This window comes from Rhizobacter sp. P2_H3 (genome assembly GCF_056403355.1).
Genome location: NZ_JBFUFQ010000377.1, coordinates 1 through 3,441 on the forward strand (window position 1 = coordinate 1; position 3,441 = coordinate 3,441).

Sequence of the window (3,441 nt, forward strand, 5' to 3'; positions counted from 1 at the left end):
CGCGCGCGCCTGGCCGAGGTGCGCTTCGGCGGCGGCGCGGTCGCGCTCGGAGTGGTAGTCGCACAGCAGCCAGTGGGCCAGCACCAGCGAATCYGGGTCGGCCGCGGCGCCGGCCTGGTCCAGCTCGGCCAGCGCCTGCTCGGCCAGCTTGCGGCCCTGCTCGGGGTCGCTGCGCATCGCGGCGCGGCTGCGCTCAAGCATCGCGCGCGCCGGCGTGTCGGGCACGGCCGCCTGCGCCTGCACGGGCAGCAGGCTCGTCAGCACGACCAGCAGGCAGATCAGCGAACGCGACGGCAGCATGGATTCCGGAAGAGTCAGGTCGACAGTGTGCGCAGCGGCGACAGCGGCAGATTGTCGCCTGCACACCGGCCCGCGCCGAGCGGGCGCAGGCAGAAAGCCTCGAAAATGCCCGCCGCCGGTTCGCTAGCGCACGGACGGCGCCTCCGCCACCGGCCAGCATGCCCCACAGGCCGGGTGCGCCGTGCCGGGCCGCCCACGCTGCAGGAGTCTCCCATCGCCGCCGCCACTCTCGTCCCGTCGCTCCCCCCGCTGGTCAGCCTGTCCAGCGGAACCCGCAGCGAGTTCGGCACGCGCCCGACCGTGTCGACCCATGCGCTCGCCGACTCCGGCCTGTTCTCCGACGAGGCACTGTGCGAGTTGCTCGACCGCTTTCCGCGCCAGCAGCTGCATGCACTGACGATGGGCAGCGACCCGGCCCGCCCCGACCAGAACCGGCCGGTCCGCCACGAGGAACTCGATGGCGCCGACCTGCTGCGCGCGGTGCAACAGGGCTGCCTGTGGCTCAACCTGACGCGCGTCGACCGGGCCGATGCCCGCTTCCGCACGCTGATCGACCGGCTCTATGAGGAGCTCGCCGACGGGATCCCGGGCTTCCGCCCCGACGCGAGCCACGGCAACCTGCTGATCTCGTCGCCCCGCGCGATGGTGTACTACCACGTCGACGGCCCGGCCTCGGTGCTGTGGCACGTCCGCGGCCGCAAGCGCGTGTGGGTGTACCCGCCGCTCGATCCGCACTTCGTGCCGCGCGAGGCGATGGAGGACATCTTCGCCGGTGCGCGCCACGAATACCTGCCGTTCGACCCGGCGTTCGATGTCGCGGCGACGCGCTGCGAACTCGAGCCCGGCCAGTGGATCTCCTGGGCCCAGAACGCGCCGCACCGGATCTCCAACCTCGAGGGGATCAACGTCTCGCTGTCCACCGAGCATTTCACGCCGCAGACCCGGCGGCGCGCGCGCGTCCAGGCCGCCAACCGCTTCATGCGCCTGCGCTTCGGCTGGACCGGCCTCTCCACCCGCGACGCCGGCCCGATCGCCGGCCTGAAGGTGCTGGCCCACCAGCTGGCCCGCCGTGCCGGGCTCGACCGCATCCGCCTCAAGCGGCACGAGGCCGCCGCGCTGCGCGTGGACCCCGACGCGCCGGACGGGGTGGCGCCGCTGTGATCGAGGTGCGCTGCTTCGGGTCGCTCGCGCAGGCCGCGGCGCTGCGCCACGACATCGATGCGCTGAACCGCCAGTCCGCCCGCCCGGACCCGTTCTCGACCTTCGCGTTCTTCGAGACCTGGCTGCGCCACGACGAACGCCACCCCGCCGGCACCGGCATGCAGCTGTGGTTCCTGGCCGCGTTCCGGCGCAACGAGCTGGTCGGCTACGTCGCGCTCAAGCGGGTGCTGCGGCGCGTGCTGGGCGTGCCGGTGGCCACCGTCGATTTCCTCGTCACGCACGACACCGACCGCCCGCACGCCGTCGCGCGGGCCGAGGACGTGGGCCCGGTCTGCGAGGCGTTCTACGCGCACCTGCTGGCACGGCGCGCCGACTGGAGCTACCTGGAGTTCCAGCAGCAGGACGCGGGCTCGCCGCTGTTCCCTCCGCCGGCCTCGGTCGACCTCGGCGGCTACCTGGTGCGCGAGTGGCCGGCGCTTGCGAACTGCACGATCCCGGTCCGCTGGGCCGGCCTCCCGGCGTACTGGCAGGCGCTGTCGAAGAAGTCCCGCTCGAACCTGGCGCGGCAGCTGGAGGCCACCTTTGCCGCCGGCGAGGTCACATTGCTGAGGTCGTCCGACCCGGGCACCACGCCGGCGCTGCTGGCGCTGTACCTGAGCATCGAGCCGCGCAGCTGGAAGGCCCGCGAGGCCCGTGCGCAAGCCGACATCGGGCGCCACCCGGCCCGCCTCGCCTACTTCCGCAGCCTGCTCGACGAGGCGCAGCCGATGCGGGTGTCGATCCAGGTGCTGCTGGTCGACGGCGTGCCGATCGCGGGGCTGATCAACGGCGCCTTCCTTGACGGCCTGTACGCGCTGCACATCGTCCACGACGACCGGGCCGGCCGGCTCGCGCCCGGTTCCGCGATGCTGCTGCTGGGCATGCGCGAGGCGATCGACGGCGGCTTCGCGTTCTTCAACCTGCTGTCGGGCTTCGGCTACTACAAGTCGCGCTGGCTGGCCGAGGCCACGAGCACGCGGATCGCGCAGATCTACCGCACCGGCGGCCTGCTCTACTGGCGCCGCATCGCCGGCGACTGCAAGCGCCGGCTGTTCGCGCCGGCGCGCCGCGAAGCGCCCGGGCCGTTCAACCCGGTGCGCCGCGCGGCGGCGTCCGGCGAGGCGGTCGCACCCGAGGGACGCCCCCTGCTGCGCCTGGCGGTCGACGAGCAGGCGCGCACCGACGCGCTGGTGGCCGCCGTGCGCGGCGGCCGCGGCGAGTTCCTCGACGCCGCCGGGCTGCTCGCCGCGCTGCCGCTGGCGCCGCCGCGTCAGGCGGCCATCGCGAGCCGGGCCGCCCGGCCGCGCCACGACAAGGCGACGACCCCGGCCAGGCTGATCAGTTCGCCCGCCAGCATGCCGAGCACCGCACCGGCGACGCCGAACCGCAGCATGCCCAGGTAGCTCGCCGCCAGCGACGCCGCGGCGCTCAGCAGCGTCAGCGTGCTCAGTTCGCGGAAGCGCCCCTGCGCCGCGAGCAGGTAGGCCAGCTGGTCGCGCACCACCAGCACCAGGAAGACGCCGCCCCACAGCAGCAGCAGCGCATCGCGCTGCGCGAAATCCTTGCGGAACACCGCCTGGAAGATCCAGTCGCGCAGCCCCCACAGCAGCGCCACGTAGCCGATGGTGACCGCGCCCAGCCCGAGCGCGAACAGCGCCAGCCGGCGCAGCACCAGCGCCTCGCCTTGGCGATGCAGCCAGCCCGAGGCGAGCGGCAGCATCAGCGAGCCGATGCCGGTGGACAGCAGGTTCACCGGCATCAGCAGCAGCCGCGTCGCGGCCATCGCGGCCACCGCGGCCACGTCCAGCGTGCCGGCCACCAGGTAGACGGTGCCCTGGCTGAAGGCCCAGTGGATCGCCGCGCCGGCGCACGACCAGGCGGCCAGCGGCGCCACCTGGCGCAGCAGGCCGGCGCTGCCGCCGGGCTGCCACGACTCGTGGC

The 3,441-nt window shown here is 73.9% G+C and carries 3 protein-coding genes; 2 read left to right on the plus strand and 1 reads right to left on the minus strand.

Annotated features, from left to right (window positions below; translation table 11 throughout):
• A partial coding sequence (locus tag AC1D1T_RS31145; protein WP_477993234.1) for a hypothetical protein occupies positions 1 to 300 on the minus strand: 300 nt, incomplete at its 3' end.
• Positions 301 to 600: 300 nt separating this feature from the next.
• On the opposite strand from AC1D1T_RS31145, the gene AC1D1T_RS31150 reads away from it, so the two are divergent.
• Both AC1D1T_RS31150 and AC1D1T_RS31155 read left to right on the plus strand, forming a co-directional pair.
• Positions 601 to 1,461, plus strand: coding sequence for a hypothetical protein (locus AC1D1T_RS31150; protein ID WP_477993236.1), 861 nt, complete (start codon positions 601 to 603; stop codon positions 1,459 to 1,461).
• Positions 1,458 to 2,903: a GNAT family N-acetyltransferase gene (locus tag AC1D1T_RS31155; RefSeq protein ID WP_477993238.1), complete on the plus strand. Its 1,446-nt coding sequence runs from the start codon at positions 1,458 to 1,460 to the stop codon at positions 2,901 to 2,903. The genes AC1D1T_RS31150 and AC1D1T_RS31155 overlap by 4 nt, the downstream gene beginning before the upstream one ends.
• The last annotated feature ends 538 nt before the right edge of the window (positions 2,904 to 3,441 follow it).